Below are 15,015 nucleotides of genomic sequence, written 5' to 3'. Positions count from 1 at the left end.
GCGGCGCTCATCGGCGCCTCGCGTGACCAGGACCCATCGAGTTGTCACCGGTATTCAGCGATATCGACGAACGCAGGGGTATCTGTCAGAGCGACGGCGAGCCGATATTCCTGGTGTGTCCAGGTGCGGAACCGTACCGACTTCCGATGCCGGTGCGCGCAGCGTTTTCTCGTGCGTTGGGTGTCAATGTCGAGACTGTGCACGCCATGGATATTCCCGGATCTTGTCCAAGGAGGACATCATGAGGATGCTCCACACCCCGAATCGATCTGAGGATGATAGCAACGGGGCCAAGCTTGTCGAACGCGATACCGGCGATGAATCCGGTCATATGGTGACGACCGCGGATGCGTTGAAGGGCAGCAGGATCATCGCGTCGGACGGCGAGGATATCGGGAATGTTTTCGACATCGTGCTCGACTTGCACCATGGCAAAATTGCCTACGCGGTTGTTTGCAGCGGAGGAACGGGCGAGATGCTTTGCGCCATTCCGTGGAGTGCGATGGAATACGATACCGACGACAAATGTTTCCATCTGGACGTGACCGCCGCCCACGTCAAGGGCACCCCGGGCTTCGACGACGAGCATTGGCCGGTGATGACGCAATCACAGTGGGGATTGTCGCTTCACCAGTACTACAACCGGACGCCGTACTGGGTGGTCGGATGAGATGAGGTCGGGTAGGGATTCCGTCGCACCGGCAGTCGCATGGTCACGGAATCGAGCATTCGGAGTCGTTCGCGCCGCGCTGCGGTGCAGAGGCGGCTAGAGTCGCTTCAGATCGGGCAGCAGGCGATCGAATTCGCGCTTGACCACGCCGTAGCATTCGCACACGCGCTCTTCGAGCCCGGGCCGGTCCAGCACCTCGATATGGCCGTAGTTGTAGCGGATGAGACCCGCGTCCTGCAGCTTCAATGCAGCTTCCGTCACGCCCGACCGGCGCACGCCCAGCATGTTGGCGATCAGCTCCTGCGTCATGCGCAGCTGGTTCGAAGGCAGGCGGTCGAGGCTGAGCAGCAGCCAGCGGCACAGTTGCTGATCGATCGAGTGATGCCGGTTGCACACCGCGGTCTGGGCCATCTGCGTGATGAGCGCCTGCGTATAGCGCAACAACAGGCGTTGCATCGAATTACCGCGCCGGAATTCTTCTTTCAGGATACGCGCGTCGAGGCGGTAAGCTTGCCCCGCGCTTTGCACGACGGCGCGACTCGGGGTCGTTTCGCCGCCCATGAACAACGACACGCCAATCATGCCTTCATGACCGACGATCGCGATTTCAGCGGACGAGCCGTCCTCCATCACATACAGCAACGAAACGATCGACGTGGTCGGAAAAAAGACGTGATGAAGCTGGCCGCCCGACTCGTACAGCACTTTTCCCAACGGCATCTCGACGAGCGTCAGGTGTTCGGCGAAGTGGGCGCGCTCGTTTTCGGGCAGCGCGGCAAGCAGGTGATTTTCGGTAAGGGGCGGGTTGTCCTGCATGTGTGGCTCCTGCGCTTGCGTCCGGCTGACGATCGAGCATCCGGCAGACGTGGGCGCTGCGGGAATCGGCGGAAGACGGCAATGTGTCCCTTTTCTCGATGAGTGCGGGATGGCCGTTCGAATACGAGCCTACCTTCGAAAATTATAGTGCCGACACATGTCTCATCAAGGTGCGCGCAATCTCGCGCGCTCGATACGGAACTGATATTTCACGGAGCGGGTGACGGGAAATCGCGGTCGCCAGCCCTACCCGGTGTCGACCGCGGAACGGTATGCCGCGATGACTCGCGTGCGTCCGGTACGTTGCCGGACAAGCGCCGCGCACGAGCACGCCTATGTGCGTATCAGGTGTGTTGAACCCTGATCTGCCGCCGCGCCATCGGATCGACGTGTTGGCCGGTTCGTTCGTCCAGCAGGCCTTGAGCGTGAGCGCTACAGCGCCGTCAGCTTCGTGATCTTCGTTCCTTCGAGCGTCACACCGGCCATCAACCCGCTGTTCGTCAGGACGAACGCTTCGATCGGCGCGGTCGCGGTGCTGGTGTCGACATTGCCGTTCGCGCCGACTTTCAGTACCGCCACCGATGCATCGCCGCCCACCGACCAGCCTTCGCTGTTACGGAAGCGATCAAGCGCATCCGCGGTCATGAACAGGAAAATGATGGCTTTTGATTGCGCGCCGATCTGCAGCCCGATCGAGCCGGTCGTGGTGCTGTAGTACCCAACCGTGTTGCCGGCAACGCGCAGCGATCCTTCGCCGTACTGGCCGCCGAGGACGAAGCCGGCCGCGATGACGGACGGGAACACCAGCACGCCACGCGCCTTGCCGACGAGCTCATGCGAGCCGTTCGCGCTGGTGTAAAGACGTGCAAGGGTCGCGTCGACACCTGTATCAATTGAGTGGCGTTTGTCGGCCTGGTGGCCGCTGGCGTCGGATGTGCCGGTTGTCGTGCAACCCGAAACCGCAAGGGAAATGGCAAGGATGGATCCCGGCGTACCCAATATGAATGTTCGTCTCAGCATCATCGTCTCCTGGTTGTTGATGGCGTTTTCGACGCTACGCCAGGGCGGCCGCGGACGCGGTACGACAGCGTACAAAGACGCAACATCCGCCTTAGCCCGCGTCTCGTTCAGCTTTGCAGCACGCCCGCCGTGTGGGCGGAATGTCGATCGTCGGCGCGCGTCACGTCCGGCATGTCGCTTTTGGCAAGCCGACAACAAGGTTGGCCCGTGTCGGTCAATGTCGCGCAACCGGTCCGGCAACGTATGTCAAACCGCATTGCGGAGAATCGCGATGGCGACAACGTGCTTCCACCGGTCCGCCACCGCAAGCGTCCTTCATCGTACAGACACGCAACCTCGTCTACAGGAGGATGTCTCCCGCGACCATGCATTCGTGCGCGATCTCTTCACGAACATCGACGTGGTTCACATCTGTGGAGAATGATTCCGTCATTCGTCTCCGGTCGATCAAACGAAGCGCCACACTCGAATGCGACTGGTAAGGAGAGCAACATGCGTTCATCTATCTATGTCGGTCTTGCCGCCATTGCAACCATGCTTGCCGGATGCCTCTGGGTACCCGGCGACGGCTATCGTGGTGATCGAGGCGGGGGGTATGGCGGCTCGTACGGTGGTGGTCACGAAAGCGGGTGGAATCAACGCGGCCCTTCCCGTGACCACATGAATCACTCGGGGCGTGCCGATGACCAGGGGGCGCATGGGTCCGGGCAACGGGAAGGATGGTAGGTCGGCTGCGGTCATCACGTGAACCCGGCCGGTCAGGTTCCTTGAGGCCCGTTTCATCATGTCCGATGTTACGGCTTCGCAATGGACAGCCGTTCCGGCACAGTTCAATCGGCGGCACGCCGCACGCGTTCGCGGTGGCGCCCTGGTCAATCACTGCGGGTGCCAAACCAAGACTGGTGCGCGGCATGAATAGCAGATTCGCTCATGCAATCAACAGGTGGCGCGCCGCTCGGGACGTTTATGGAATACGACAAGGTTCCGTCCGCAACACTCAGCAGCGATGTCGATAGCCAGGCCGACTCGTGGCTGACGAAGCTCGGACCTGGACTGATCACCGGTGCGGCGGACGACGATCCGAGCGGCATCGCCACCTATTCGCAGGCGGGTGCGCAATTCGGCTTCGACATGCTGTGGACCGTCCTGCTGACCTATCCGCTGATGGTTGCCATTCAGGTCGTGAGCGCGAGGATCGGCCGGGTGAGCGGCCATGGTCTCGCGACGAATCTGCGACGTCATTACCCGCGGTGGCTGCTGTATGGCACCGTCATCCTCCTGCTGGTGGCGAATACGATCAATATCGCGGCCGACCTGACGGCCATGGGCGCAGCCGTCAACCTGCTGGTCGGCGGCCCCACGCGGGCTTACACGGTCGTGTTAGGCGTGTTTTCGCTGGTGTTACAGATGTTCGTGCCGTACCGCAGGTATGTCCGTATCCTCAAGTGGCTCACCCTGGCGCTGTTCGCCTACGTCGGCGTGATCTTTGCGGTCCAGATCCCGTGGGCGACCGTGGCGCTGCGCACGGTACTTCCGCACGGCTCGTGGAGCACCGGCTACATCACGACGGTAGTCGCCGTGTTCGGCACCACCATCAGCCCGTATCTGTTCTTCTGGCAGGCGTCACAGGAGGTCGAGGAACTGCAGGCGAAGGAGGGACAGCAGGCGCTGACGAAAATGCCGTCGCAAGGGCCGGCAAACCTGAGCCGCATCCGCCTCGATACGTCGATCGGAATGGCATTTTCCAATCTCGTTGCGTTTTTCATCATTCTCACGACTGCGGTCACGCTGCATGCGCACCATATCACCGATATCCAGACGTCGGCGCAGGCCGCCTCCTCATTGAAACCGATCGCCGGCCAGTTTGCGTTCCTGCTCTTCAGTTTGGGCATCATCGGCACGGGGCTGCTCGCGCTGCCGGTGCTGGCCGGCTCGGCGGCCTACGCGATGGCTGGCACGTTCAAGTGGAAAAACAGTCTCGCGCTCGAGCCGCAACTGGCGAAACGGTTCTACGCGATCATCGTGCTCGCGACGGTCGTGGGCCTCGCGCTCGATTTCACGTCGATCGACCCGATCAAGGCGCTGTTTTGGAGCGCGGTCATCAACGGCGTCACGTCGGTGCCGATCATGGTGCTGATGATGCTGATGGCGTCGAACCCAAAGGTCATGGGCACCTTCGTCACGCCCGTGCTGCTGCGGTGGGTGGGGTGGCTTTCAACCGGTGTGATGGGCGCCGCCGTGATCGCGATGTTCGTTTTCATCTGAGCATCGGCTCCGATCGTTCCTTTTCTCGGCCCGGTACGGCGCCGTACCGACTTCGTCTCCCGGCTGCGCGCATCGTTGCGACTCGTTCTCCCTCTTCAATGCACCGGGCGCTCAGCGTGAGCGGCAGGTGCGCAGCGGGTAGGGCGGCCAGAGGCGACACCTGTCCGGCACGTAACCGTTCATATCGCGTGACCGGTGCGTGCTGTCCATCGCGGCGAGCCGGCGATCCGCGCCGGCGTCCCGCGAAATGAACCCAGGAGGGAATCATGACAATACTAGACCCGACCCATCGGCCATCGACCAGCGATACAGGTGCGGCGATTGTCGGCAGTGGGGCCGGCGACGGGCCCGGCCCCAACGTGATGGAAGCCGATACGCTCAAGGGAAACAAGCTCTTCACGTCCGACAGGCTGGAGATCGGGAAGATTTCAGACATCATGCTGGACGTACGCAGCGGCCGGGTTGCCTATGCCGTGCTGTCAAGCGGGGGCTTTCTCGGCATCGGCGGAAAACTTTACGCCATTCCGTGGAGTGCGCTGACCCTGGACACGGACGAAAAATGCTTCCGGCTCGACGTTACCGCAGACCACGTGAAAAATGCCCCCGCGTTCGACAAGGACCATTGGCCATCGATGGCGGACGAGCAGTGGGGTTCGTCGCTTCACCAGTTCTACAATCGGCAGCCGTACTGGGCAGCGACCCGAGACGTCGCCATGAATCGTCCGTCCGCACATTGAAACGCCCTTGCCAAACGGTAAAAATATGGATATCTGATGATTTTCATCGAATACCGATTTACCGGTCGGACGGTGTCATCACCTGACGGCAACAGATAGCAGCAGCATCCACAGATCAGTTACGTATTGGAGCTCTACCATGAACAAGGATCAAGTCAAGGGAACTGCGGAGAAGGTCAAAGGCAAGGTGAATGAGGTCATTGGCCGTGCCACGCACAACACGAAACAGGAAGTCAAAGGCGATCTCCAGCAAGCAGCCGGCCAGGCGCGCAAGAATCTTGGCGACGCCAAGGAAGCTGTCAAAAAAACCTGATTGGGCACAGAGGCTTCACGAGGGAGCTATTCCCCTCTCGCACGGTGCTTCCGCATCGTGCCAACCTCACTGCGGCTACTACCGTACAGACATCCGCTATTGGATGTGAGAATGTGAGAACGTCGAGTTGCGTCCTTCGCGCATCGGGTTCCCTGCCCCGTCGCGGGGTGCGCCTTCGAACCAATAACCGGCTCAATCGCGCAAGTCTTTGCTGCGACAAAACGCCGGGTATCGCTGGAAGCTTCGCCCGCGTGGCTTCGTGGCCCACAAGCCGCGCAGCAGATCACGTCGGCGTCTAACTTGAGGGGTGTACAACATTGTCTGGCTCGTTGGAGCCGTGGTCATCGTTCTGTTCGTCCTCGGCTATTTGGGATTGAGATAGGGCATCTCGTTTACGTGCTCGTCACGCGATGGCTGGTCAACGACCGCGATCAAAACGATCCAGGTCGCGACAGCCATCGTTTATCGCAGGAAGCAAAATGAAAGCACTCAGGATCATCGGCTATGCGGGACTCGTGGCTGTCGCGATCATGCTGCTCGTCGCAATGTGCGCGATCCTGGAGGACGGCATGATTTCTCACGATGCGCAGCGACAGGGACTGACCGGCAACACGCTTTCCATCCCCGAATCGCCGAATCACTTCGGTTAAGTCGCCCGCCACCGGCTGACCGTTCCCGACTTGTCTTGAGTGACCCCGGTATGCGGAGGGTGGAGGCGCATACGTCATTGTCGATGTCCGCATGGATCGAAAATCGGCATGCCGTTTTCAATCGACGCTTGAGACCAAGACAGCGTCGCAACAGGCGATCTGTGACCGCCCCCACGATGCGACCGCATCACTGCCGTTCTCCCATGGGTACGGCAGCGTACCGACTCCCGGGCTGCTCACGCATAGGGTAGGTTGAGTTGACTGGTACGCATGCCACGACAGTTCGGATGTGTCCTCCAGCCGCATGCCCGGTACGCGCACCGAGCACACATCGACACCGGGGGAGCCTCGCCATGGCACGTCGACGCGCATCGTACATGCGTCGCACTTCCAATGTCATCTCGTCGACAGCAATGGATACCGGGGCCGAAAGCCGGTGCTGCTCGAGGCGATGCGCAGTGTGATACGGCAATGATCCAGGCTGGGCATAGCGCGGAAACCAGCGCGCATTTCAGCCCGAAACGCTGCTCGAATCGAGAATGTTTTCGGCCCGAATGACGGCGGGCGATTGCAGGCGAGGCGCGCATCGTCCAGGCTCGGAACAGAGCCGGATCGGCGCGCGCTTCGCACCGTCACGCTGGCCGGCGACGCTCGCCGGCATTTCGTGCAACGAATACCGGAGCTGATCATGACACCTGTTTCTCCCAGCAATCCACTTCCGAGCAACGGCAGCGGCGCACGCATCATCGGTCGCGCAACCACCACAGGCGGGCCTGGTCCTGATGTCATGGCGGCAACCACGCTGACTGGGGATAACGTCTTGTCATCCGATGGCAAGGAGATCGGGAAGGTCGTAGACATCATGCTAGACGTTGGCAGCGGCCGGATCGCGTACGCCGTGCTGTCGTGTGGCGGTTTCCTCGGGATAGGCGACAAACTTTTCGCGGTGCCGTGGAGCGCATTCACCCTCGATACCGGCAAGAAATGCTTCCGGCTCGACGTAACAGAAGAACGGATGAAGAGCGCATCCGGATTCGACAAGGACCATTGGCCGGCGGTGGCGGATTCGCAATGGAGCGGGGCGCTTCATTCGGGTAATACGCCGCCGATGTAGCGGCACGTCAGCAGGAGGCTCGGCCGGCATTCCGCCATGCACGCGCCAGCGTGACTGCGGAATGCGGTGAGCGATTGCTGCTTTTTCACATTCTGCCGTATCGCGTGCATCGCTCGATGCGCTCATCGCGACGGGCGGCAGGTCATCCAGCCAGCAGCTGTGACCGGAGCATTCGCAATGAACAAGGATCAAGTCAAGGGCGTCGCGGAGAAGGCAAAGGGCAAGGTCAACGAGGAAATTGACCGAGCCACTGGCGACACGAAGCAGGAAGTCAAAGGCGATGCCCAGCAAGCAGTCGGAGAAGTGCAGAAGAAGTACGGCGACGCCATGGAAGCGATCAGGAAGCAGGCGAAGCAAGCGAAGAAGACGCATTGATCGTTGCGTCGGCCGCGACAGATGGATGCCGCGATACTGCGGCATCCATCGCCGCACAATCGCCGCAGTCGGGCGTTACCTCGTATCGCAGATTGCAGGACAGAACGTAGGGGCGCAGGTTTTTCACCCAACTTATTGGCGCCGGGCAAGCCCGTGCGCGCCGCGACGCGCTGCGACATCCGCCAGCCGCGTCGACGAAAGAAATGTCTCGCGTTCGATCAGCCTAACGTGCATGCCGTCGCGAGCCGGAGCAGATCGATGAGTGCATCTGCCGGAAGCCCAACCAGCCACGCGCTACGCAAGGCGGCGCTGATGGCGTCGATGCTGATGGCGTGCAGCCTGCCATGCCTGGGAGGGACGCCTGCGGACGGTGCGGACGAGGCGGCCAACTTGCGAGAGGCTTACCGGCAACTGATTCCCCGGCTCGATCACAACCAGTTCGAGCGCCCGTTGTATCTCGACTCGGAGGAATCGTCTTCCACGCTCAAGGGCGAGGTCTACGCGGTGATGGCCTACCCGTTCGCGACCGTCAACGGCGCGTTCAATGACCATTCGCGAGGCCCGTTGAACCGGTGCGACGCAATAATCCTGCACCCCAATATCAAGTATTGCCGTGCTGCCGACGCCGGCGGCGGCGGCAATACGCTGATCGTGAACGTCAGCAAGAAGGAAGTTGCCGAGGAGCTCAGCACGACTTACCGGGTGCAATTCGAATACGACGCGGCGACCACCGGCCCGGGATACCTGCAGGTCAAGCTCCATGCGGACCGGGGACCATTGAACACTCGCGATTATCGGATCGCGCTGGAAGCGGTGGCGCTTGGCGACAACCGCACGTTCCTGCATCTGACCTATGCCTATAGTTACGGCGTGATCGGGCGTCTTGCGATGAAAACCTATCTGGCCGCCTTCGGTCGCGGCAAGGTCGGCTTCACCAACATCGCCAATCCGTCCGCGGCTCAGGCGGAATACATCGGCGGAATGCGCGGCCTCATGGAGCGCAACACGATGCGCTACTACCTGGCCATCGATGCGTATCTCGGCGCGCTGTCCAGCCCGCCCGACAAGCGACTCGAGCAACGCCTGACCGACTGGTTCGACGCCAGCGAGCGATATCCGCGACAACTGCATGAAATGGATAGGCAACAGTACATGTAGGTGAAATATGACGAATACCTGCGGCAGCAGACCAAGCAGTAGCGCTGGGGACGAGCCTGCGAGATACGCGAGCGCCAGCGCCGGTGCACTGCGATTCGTCATAGAAATCGTTTCGCAAATCGGAGGTTGGCGGTGCGGTTCGGCTTCGAGTGATCGGGCGCACGTTCGGACCAAGCGCCGGGGTCCCTGTGGCCAGAGCGCGCAGGACGACTCGGGATGCGACGCGTTACGTCGCTTACGGCCGGGCGTCGTCACCGAAACGGAGAGCCACCATGAATGCCATCACACGGGTTCTATCCGCCGCGCTTGTCGCCGCGGCATTCGCGGTCGGCGCGTGGGACAACCTGAACTCCGCGGTTCTCCTCTGCATCATCGCCGTCCTCATCGCGCTGTCCGTTCGGGGCGCTAACGTGTTGGAGAAGTTCGTTATCCTGCGGATCAGAAAGATGCAGAGCGTCGAGGGTGCCGGTTTTTTCATGCGCATCACGATCCCTGACAATGTAGATGCGGGCACCAAAGAACGCATTCAAACCACCTCCTTCAACACCGAACAAGCGCCGACCAAGGACACCGTGCCCGTCAATGTCGACGCCGCTATCTTCTGGCACGTCCATGACGTGCAGAAGGCCACGCTCGCCATTACCGACTATCGGCAAGCCATCGAGCGCGTTGCGCAAGCCTCGGTGCGAGAGATGATCGGGGCGTCGATGTCAGCCTCGCTGTTGTCGGATCGCAAGACGGTCGGCATGCACCTGCGCGACAAGATCGGCAGAAAGATCTCGGATTGGAGCGTGCCTGTCCAACCGGGGCATGTGGTACGGATGACGAGCACGGCGGACCTATCAGGTTCGCGCAAACTGCCATGAGAAAAATCCTCTTCAATGCACTGGCCGCATTCTTTGCGGGCGGAGTCTGGCTTGCCCCTGCGCCGAGCCACGCGTATGCGCTAGACGCTCAGTTCGACTGTAAAACCAACGCGCACGCGTTCATCGTGCGCCTGTTTAATCACGGCTATATCGATCGCGATCCGATGCGGGTCGAACAGAATTCGATCAACGCATTCCGGCCTACAAGTGACGCCGCGCTCACGGTGTTCGGCTTCAACGTCTATGCCGTTTTCGCCTATGAGCAGTATGACGCGCTGTTCAGGCAAGGAAGCGGCCACCCTCTGCCGGGCTCGATTTACGGCGTCGTCGTCAAGGCGCCGATCGAGTCGGTCGAAGAGCATTCTCGGCTTGCGGGCAGCAAGGCCGTCGCGCATGAGGTCATTCCGTTCATTCTCACCGCCATCGTCTGCGCAAGGCCCTGAGACTCGCGCCGCACAAGCCGCGCTAACGGTGCTTGATGTCACGTGGGGAAACGCTTGACGGCGATTGCATGGAGCACCCGTCCGTCACGTGCAGGGTCGCCGCAACTGTGTTGAACCTTTAGTTGCGACTCTTCTGCTCTCGCCCCCCTTCGGGGGGCGTTTGTCATGATCGATTCTCCTCGGATCGCAGTCGTGGCGGTCACGCTTCGTCCTGACCACTCCCATAATCAATCTTGCTCCTTGGGCAACCGAGCACCTTGACTCATATCAAGCGCTATCCGGCGCCGCACCCGAATTGCAGCGCACAACGCCGCAGATCTGCTTGAGCTGCGCCAACGGGTGCCGTCAGCCCCGTGACATCAAGCCCCGCGACATCTCGTTGAACACGAGGGGGCGGAATATGCGGCTGATCGAACCGGATGAACACCGAGACTTTCTAGCGCCGCTGGAGCGCCGTGGTGTGGCAGAGGGCGATTTCGATCTGCAGGAAACGGATACGACTGACCCGAAGGGTGAAGAGAACCTCGGTCTACAGGGCTATGTCACCATAACCAGGTTCTCGACGCAGATTACGAAGGAATACGTGATCGGGGACGAAAGCAACTGGCTGCAGCATTTCAGGCAAGATCTCGAAGCGGGTGCCTTCGATAGACTGGCGTGATATCCCGACGCGCCGCACTTGGGAGGAAGTTCGGTTTATGAAAGTCGCGGACTTCGTGGACGCGGGACTCGTGCGGCCCGATGGCGTCAGTGCGAGAAAGATGAGCGGCACAGTGGGGGCGCTTCCTTTCAGAGGTCGACCGGACCAAGCGGGGGAGCCAGTTCTCAAAAGTGTTGACGGGATCGCTGGGCGTGGCTTGAGGAAGGCGCCGAGACAGACAAAGACGGCTGCAGCATCGATCACCGCACTACTCGCGCTGATGAGCCCGTTGAAGGGCGTGCTTGCTGACTTGCCAGCAGCCTATATTGCCGTCCGCGTCGATCCCGGCGACTCCCTAATTGCTCGGGCTGCTGGCGTGTCACCCGAAGTTCAAATCATGACGCTGGGAGTTCGTCGACCCAATGCGCCTCGAGCCATTCGACGGCCCAGCTTTTCGCAAAGACAATCGCATCCTCGCGCACATCGAAGCCAGCCAGATCTCCGCTCAGTTGCACGTCACACTCACTGCCATCCGAACGATTGATGCTGATCCGCGTGTGTGCCATGTATTCCCCGTCGGCTCTGCGCGGTGTCGGGTCGATATGGAATCGGGTTGAATCGAGCTGCATTTGCCTTCCTCCTTCAGTCGCTGCGGCATCAGTGGCAACTGCGAGTGTTTCGTCGTGAGCGGGATCATCAAATATTTAGGATTGCAATTATATAAGCATGACTCATGGTCCGATTCGAGTCACGCCATTCCGCCTTTGAGAAATAGCGCGTGTATCGATAAAACATCATAAAGGCTTCCTAATCGATTTCATGACGACGATCGAAAATGACGTCATCCAACTCGGCACGAGCGTCATACGGCAGGAACTGCTCGATGACGCCAGAACCATCGTGTCGAATCCATTTAAATAGGTCTTTCCTGTTCATATTCAGTCTCCCGCCGATGCCGGCGTGCCATGCGCCAGGCGTGTTCGAGTCTGTGGTACTGCCGAGAACGCAGAAGCAGGACGGACCGAGGAAGAGATCGGGGCGCGCTATCCAACACGCTCATGTCCTGTAGATACGCATCGATCAGACGCTTCGTATAGGAAGTCGATACGCGTCGCGCTCGTCCACATTGCGCGGTTTCGATGAGAGGCCCGATCACGTTCGGAGGGGGCGCGCCTTGAGTGGTGCGGGAATCGGTAGCGAGTCAGTCAACAAATCCATCCTACGCCCATTGGCGAACTTGTACAGCGAAAGTTCTGCGCGAACCGCTGCATAGGATGCCGCCCCGATTGGGCGCAGGACGGACCCGCTCCGCCACGTGTGAACAATAGCCGATACGCGAGGAGATTGTGTCCTGATGGTATCGTCGAATTTTCAATTAGAAGTTCGAAGCAACTAAAAAACACCGGTCCAATGGGGTACAATCGGGGCCGATCGCGGTTCTCGCGCTGCCACCCGAAATGCTCCGGTCGAAACAGCTTGACAGGGTGTGTGGCCCCGCGTAGGGTCGATGTGTGAAGCCTTCAAGAAGCGCGATTGCTGCTCATCACTAACCGCGGAACGCGGTATTCGTTGTCCTCTCCCTCCTTGATCCTTTTTTCGTGCACCCCTAGCGGGGCGCATATGTTTGTTCAATATCAGGAGAACTCCCATGGATTTCGGTTCCGTCCAGTGGTTCAACGATAACAAGGGTTTTGGCTTCATCACGCCTGACAGCGGCAGCGATGATCTGTTCGCGCACTTCTCGGGGCTTTGCGGCGATGGCTTCAAGACGCTGGACGAAGGTCAAAAGGTCAGCTGCGAGACGAAGCGCGGACCCAAGGGGTTGGAGGATTCGAACATCACTCGTCAGTAATCCACATCATTCTCCGGTCCTGCGTGCGGAATCGGTCACGTAGTCATCGGTCGGGGATTTTTCGCATCCGCCTCAGGTGCCTACAGTCCTGCTGTGGCTACCGTTTCGCCTCAAGACGACCTGCTCGGATATTTGTGAATGTACATCCCAAGGAAGAGGGCGGAGGCGCGTATCTGGCAGCGAACGATCGGACTGCTCATTCATCGTGAATTCGCGATCGACGCATATAGAGGTAACATGCACCATGAGTCAATTGCGCAACAAAAAATCACTCGTGAGACCACGGCGCTCTAAGGATTTGTCGGTACTCAGCGCGGCGCTGAACTGGGTGCCACCCAAGGCACCACCGGGCCGCATACGCAAACACCGCATTCGTATTCTCGATGGCGACTGGGTCTGCTGGAATTGTCAGTCTATGACCTGACCAAAGGGTGTATCAATTTCCGGCACAAAGACGAACGGGCTTAACCCCGTGCGCCGTGAAACCGATTTGCTCGACGCTAACCGTTGGAGTGGCGTTTCGTCACTCATGCAGGGATGCCGGCATCCCACGTCGACATATTCCCTCTGCCCTCATCTGTCGCGGTATGTGGCGCCGGTGCAGGATTGATTGCGCTCGACTATGCAATTTGTTGCTATCAATCACCAGGAGTTCGTCATGAGTATGCGTACCTATCGCGGATTCGAAATATATCCGCTGATTTACCCTCACTTTCACGCAGGCGCTGGCCGTACTCACAACTACGAAGCCGGTTTCGACGCGGCGGTCAAAGTCTGCTTGCGCGGCACTGACACCACGCTGACCCGGAGCCAGACCTTCAAGCTTGTCGACGGTTCGCCATTTGCCAGTGCCGGGGACGCACGCCGGGCCTCACAACGTTACGCAGAAGAAATTATCGACCAGGACCGAGGCGAAAATTGGATGCACGACGCAGTTCTTTGATACGGCTCTTTGTTGAACAGCAATGCATGGGCGCTCGCGTCAATCGGAGACTCGAGCCCCGATCTGAAATTGAGCGAGCCGATGCCATGCTGCCGGTCAACGGGAAGCTCGCGTCGTAACACCGACATTTCTTTTTTTTTGCTCTCAAAGCAGATCAACGGACGAGCGGCTGTATTGTGCGACTAGCGCGCTACGCGCTGATGGACGTCGCGTTGCCGAGCGACGCTAAGTAGAGACCAATCCGCCGACGCAGATTCAATCGATTCCTTGCACTTTTTTGTGCGCCTCGATTTGCTCGTCGAGCAAACTGCACGCGAGCGTTCGAGCGGCGTCACGCGCGTCTACGTCCGTTGCAAAATCCCCTTCGGTATCGTGTTCCTCAGAGGAGTCCGGATCCTCTCCAATGCGGTGCACGTGGACGATTCCGCGATAGCGCCCAGACACGGTCTTCATTACGCGAAGGCGTGCCACGTGCGTATGTGTTGTACACACTTCATCATCCATATGGCCTCCTTGCCAAGACCCTTGGTGAGATAACGATATAGTCGACTTCGCGCGCCCGCCTGCATCTGTGCGTTTGGTCCCCGGTAAACTTCGGCAAGGCAGGGTTATTACCGCCAGCGCGGAAACGTCAATGTTTGCGATGCATCCAACCCAAGTGATGGGAATCCAACCACTGAACGACTTCCATACTTGGATGTTCGCTCTGGTAACGGCGCACCAACGCGACGGCAACCATCGCGACCACCGCAAGACCAACCACCCAACCAACCATCGACTGAGTCATGACAGCCTCCTCGTGGAATGCAGTCGTGACTGAATTCTAGGCGTCTTGGGGAAGGGATTCCAAAGTTCTGCGCTACGTCGTGAGGACGAGCCGTCTCCACATACACGATTCTTGGGGAACGTACGCTCGACCTCTCTCTGATCGGTAGCATCCCGTAGCCACGGACCCGGTTCGCATGCGATCGAGCAGGTCATGGGCTGGACAAGAGTCGCGTCGGAAAGCGAACCTCCGCTGTCTCGGCACCAGGATGCCGGTAAATGCGCTCTCATGTGTCTTGCGACAGACTGCGGTTGATCAGCCGCGGGCCAACAGGCGCCATCCAATCGCTTCGATGCCATCGAAACTCAGGCGGATCGTTGGTCTCGG

18 protein-coding genes and 1 pseudogene are annotated in these 15,015 nt (G+C 59.7%); 14 read left to right on the top strand and 5 right to left on the bottom strand.

Annotated features, from left to right (window positions below; genetic code table 11):
• Positions 1-241: 241 nt before the first annotated feature.
• Positions 242-670 (top strand): PRC-barrel domain-containing protein, encoded by a 429-nt coding sequence (locus BX604_RS20935; RefSeq protein ID WP_098552998.1) that lies wholly within the window; start codon positions 242-244, stop codon positions 668-670.
• Between the two features lie 96 nt (positions 671-766).
• Here BX604_RS20935 and BX604_RS20930 read toward each other — a convergent pair whose 3' ends face one another.
• Both BX604_RS20930 and BX604_RS20925 read right to left on the bottom strand, forming a co-directional pair.
• A complete protein-coding gene (locus BX604_RS20930) occupies positions 767-1,486 on the bottom strand; it encodes a Crp/Fnr family transcriptional regulator (RefSeq protein WP_098552474.1) in 720 nt (239 codons plus the stop codon).
• Positions 1,487-1,918: 432 nt separating this feature from the next.
• Positions 1,919-2,506 carry a BPSL1445 family SYLF domain-containing lipoprotein gene (locus BX604_RS20925; RefSeq protein ID WP_098552997.1) on the bottom strand — a complete coding sequence of 196 codons (588 nt, stop codon included), beginning with the start codon at positions 2,504-2,506 and terminating at the stop codon, positions 1,919-1,921.
• 966 nt (positions 2,507-3,472) lie between these two features.
• Between BX604_RS20925 and BX604_RS20920 the strand changes: the two genes are divergently transcribed.
• The 10 genes from BX604_RS20920 (at position 3,473) to BX604_RS20880 (ending at position 11,088) form a co-directional block, all read left to right on the top strand.
• Entirely contained in the window at positions 3,473-4,771 is a 1,299-nt protein-coding gene (locus BX604_RS20920; protein ID WP_098552473.1) for an NRAMP family divalent metal transporter, read from the top strand.
• A 266-nt stretch (positions 4,772-5,037) separates the two neighbouring features.
• Positions 5,038-5,508 carry a PRC-barrel domain-containing protein gene (locus BX604_RS20915; protein WP_098552472.1) on the top strand — a complete coding sequence of 157 codons (471 nt, stop codon included), beginning with the start codon at positions 5,038-5,040 and terminating at the stop codon, positions 5,506-5,508.
• Positions 5,509-5,647: 139 nt separating this feature from the next.
• Entirely contained in the window at positions 5,648-5,821 is a 174-nt protein-coding gene (locus BX604_RS20910; RefSeq protein ID WP_098552471.1) for a CsbD family protein, read from the top strand.
• Positions 5,822-6,300: 479 nt separating this feature from the next.
• Positions 6,301-6,471, top strand: a complete 171-nt coding sequence (locus BX604_RS39050) for a hypothetical protein (protein ID WP_179894833.1) — start codon at positions 6,301-6,303, stop codon at positions 6,469-6,471.
• A 688-nt stretch (positions 6,472-7,159) separates the two neighbouring features.
• Entirely contained in the window at positions 7,160-7,585 is a 426-nt protein-coding gene (locus BX604_RS20905; protein WP_098552470.1) for a PRC-barrel domain-containing protein, read from the top strand.
• Positions 7,586-7,762: 177 nt separating this feature from the next.
• The gene (locus BX604_RS20900; RefSeq protein ID WP_098552469.1) at positions 7,763-7,960 is read left to right on the top strand and encodes a CsbD family protein; all 198 of its coding nucleotides are present in this window, start codon (positions 7,763-7,765) and stop codon (positions 7,958-7,960) included.
• Between the two features lie 258 nt (positions 7,961-8,218).
• Positions 8,219-9,118, top strand: a complete 900-nt coding sequence (locus BX604_RS20895; RefSeq protein ID WP_098552996.1) for a hypothetical protein — start codon at positions 8,219-8,221, stop codon at positions 9,116-9,118.
• 272 nt (positions 9,119-9,390) lie between these two features.
• Positions 9,391-9,984 (top strand): SPFH domain-containing protein, encoded by a 594-nt coding sequence (locus BX604_RS20890; RefSeq protein WP_098552468.1) that lies wholly within the window; start codon positions 9,391-9,393, stop codon positions 9,982-9,984.
• A complete protein-coding gene (locus BX604_RS20885) occupies positions 9,981-10,427 on the top strand; it encodes a hypothetical protein (RefSeq protein ID WP_098552467.1) in 447 nt (148 codons plus the stop codon). Before BX604_RS20890 ends, BX604_RS20885 begins: the two co-directional genes overlap by 4 nt.
• 400 nt (positions 10,428-10,827) lie before the next feature.
• Positions 10,828-11,088: a transcriptional regulator gene (locus tag BX604_RS20880; RefSeq protein WP_098552995.1), complete on the top strand. Its 261-nt coding sequence runs from the start codon at positions 10,828-10,830 to the stop codon at positions 11,086-11,088.
• A gap of 374 nt (positions 11,089-11,462) precedes the next feature.
• On the opposite strand, the gene BX604_RS20875 is transcribed toward BX604_RS20880, so the two are convergent.
• Positions 11,463-11,696 carry a hypothetical protein gene (locus BX604_RS20875; RefSeq protein WP_098552466.1) on the bottom strand — a complete coding sequence of 78 codons (234 nt, stop codon included), beginning with the start codon at positions 11,694-11,696 and terminating at the stop codon, positions 11,463-11,465.
• A 1,019-nt stretch (positions 11,697-12,715) separates the two neighbouring features.
• On the opposite strand from BX604_RS20875, the gene BX604_RS20865 reads away from it, so the two are divergent.
• From BX604_RS20865 to BX604_RS20855, 3 genes and pseudogenes are all read left to right on the top strand, one after another.
• Entirely contained in the window at positions 12,716-12,919 is a 204-nt protein-coding gene (locus BX604_RS20865; protein WP_098552465.1) for a cold-shock protein, read from the top strand.
• A 349-nt stretch (positions 12,920-13,268) separates the two neighbouring features.
• Positions 13,269-13,387: pseudogene (locus tag BX604_RS39700) on the top strand (translation initiation factor IF-1); the annotation flags it as partial.
• Positions 13,388-13,577: 190 nt separating this feature from the next.
• Entirely contained in the window at positions 13,578-13,862 is a 285-nt protein-coding gene (locus BX604_RS20855; RefSeq protein ID WP_098552994.1) for a hypothetical protein, read from the top strand.
• Positions 13,863-14,117: 255 nt separating this feature from the next.
• Here BX604_RS20855 and BX604_RS20850 read toward each other — a convergent pair whose 3' ends face one another.
• Entirely contained in the window at positions 14,118-14,366 is a 249-nt protein-coding gene (locus BX604_RS20850) for a hypothetical protein (protein WP_257146369.1), read from the bottom strand.
• Positions 14,367-14,493: 127 nt separating this feature from the next.
• Positions 14,494-14,649, bottom strand: a complete 156-nt coding sequence (locus BX604_RS39045; protein WP_179894832.1) for a hypothetical protein — start codon at positions 14,647-14,649, stop codon at positions 14,494-14,496.
• Positions 14,650-15,015: the final 366 nt, after the last annotated feature.

Origin of the sequence: Burkholderia sp. JKS000303 (genome assembly GCF_002563755.1) — a bacterium.
GTDB classification, from domain to species: domain Bacteria; phylum Pseudomonadota; class Gammaproteobacteria; order Burkholderiales; family Burkholderiaceae; genus Burkholderia; species Burkholderia anthina_B.
This window is presented reverse-complemented; position numbering and strand designations above follow the sequence as displayed.

What these genes read in the sequence shown, in the direction of transcription:
- BX604_RS20865 (WP_098552465.1), top strand. Translation starts at nt 12,716, where the DNA reads ATGGATTTCGGTTCCGTCCAGTGGTTCAACGATAACAAGGGTTTTGGC.
- BX604_RS20930 (WP_098552474.1), bottom strand. Translation starts at nt 1,486, where the DNA reads ATGCAGGACAACCCGCCCCTTACCGAAAATCACCTGCTTGCCGCGCTG.
- BX604_RS20875 (WP_098552466.1), bottom strand. Translation starts at nt 11,696, where the DNA reads ATGCAGCTCGATTCAACCCGATTCCATATCGACCCGACACCGCGCAGA.
- BX604_RS20910 (WP_098552471.1), top strand. Translation starts at nt 5,648, where the DNA reads ATGAACAAGGATCAAGTCAAGGGAACTGCGGAGAAGGTCAAAGGCAAG.
- BX604_RS20895 (WP_098552996.1), top strand. Translation starts at nt 8,219, where the DNA reads ATGAGTGCATCTGCCGGAAGCCCAACCAGCCACGCGCTACGCAAGGCG.
- BX604_RS20935 (WP_098552998.1), top strand. Translation starts at nt 242, where the DNA reads ATGAGGATGCTCCACACCCCGAATCGATCTGAGGATGATAGCAACGGG.
- BX604_RS20900 (WP_098552469.1), top strand. Translation starts at nt 7,763, where the DNA reads ATGAACAAGGATCAAGTCAAGGGCGTCGCGGAGAAGGCAAAGGGCAAG.
- BX604_RS20855 (WP_098552994.1), top strand. Translation starts at nt 13,578, where the DNA reads ATGAGTATGCGTACCTATCGCGGATTCGAAATATATCCGCTGATTTAC.
- BX604_RS20905 (WP_098552470.1), top strand. Translation starts at nt 7,160, where the DNA reads ATGACACCTGTTTCTCCCAGCAATCCACTTCCGAGCAACGGCAGCGGC.
- BX604_RS20915 (WP_098552472.1), top strand. Translation starts at nt 5,038, where the DNA reads ATGACAATACTAGACCCGACCCATCGGCCATCGACCAGCGATACAGGT.
- BX604_RS20890 (WP_098552468.1), top strand. Translation starts at nt 9,391, where the DNA reads ATGAATGCCATCACACGGGTTCTATCCGCCGCGCTTGTCGCCGCGGCA.
- BX604_RS20920 (WP_098552473.1), top strand. Translation starts at nt 3,473, where the DNA reads ATGGAATACGACAAGGTTCCGTCCGCAACACTCAGCAGCGATGTCGAT.
- BX604_RS20880 (WP_098552995.1), top strand. Translation starts at nt 10,828, where the DNA reads ATGCGGCTGATCGAACCGGATGAACACCGAGACTTTCTAGCGCCGCTG.
- BX604_RS20885 (WP_098552467.1), top strand. Translation starts at nt 9,981, where the DNA reads ATGAGAAAAATCCTCTTCAATGCACTGGCCGCATTCTTTGCGGGCGGA.
- BX604_RS20925 (WP_098552997.1), bottom strand. Translation starts at nt 2,506, where the DNA reads ATGCTGAGACGAACATTCATATTGGGTACGCCGGGATCCATCCTTGCC.
- BX604_RS20850 (WP_257146369.1), bottom strand. Translation starts at nt 14,366, where the DNA reads ATGGATGATGAAGTGTGTACAACACATACGCACGTGGCACGCCTTCGC.
- BX604_RS39050 (WP_179894833.1), top strand. Translation starts at nt 6,301, where the DNA reads ATGAAAGCACTCAGGATCATCGGCTATGCGGGACTCGTGGCTGTCGCG.
- BX604_RS39045 (WP_179894832.1), bottom strand. Translation starts at nt 14,649, where the DNA reads ATGACTCAGTCGATGGTTGGTTGGGTGGTTGGTCTTGCGGTGGTCGCG.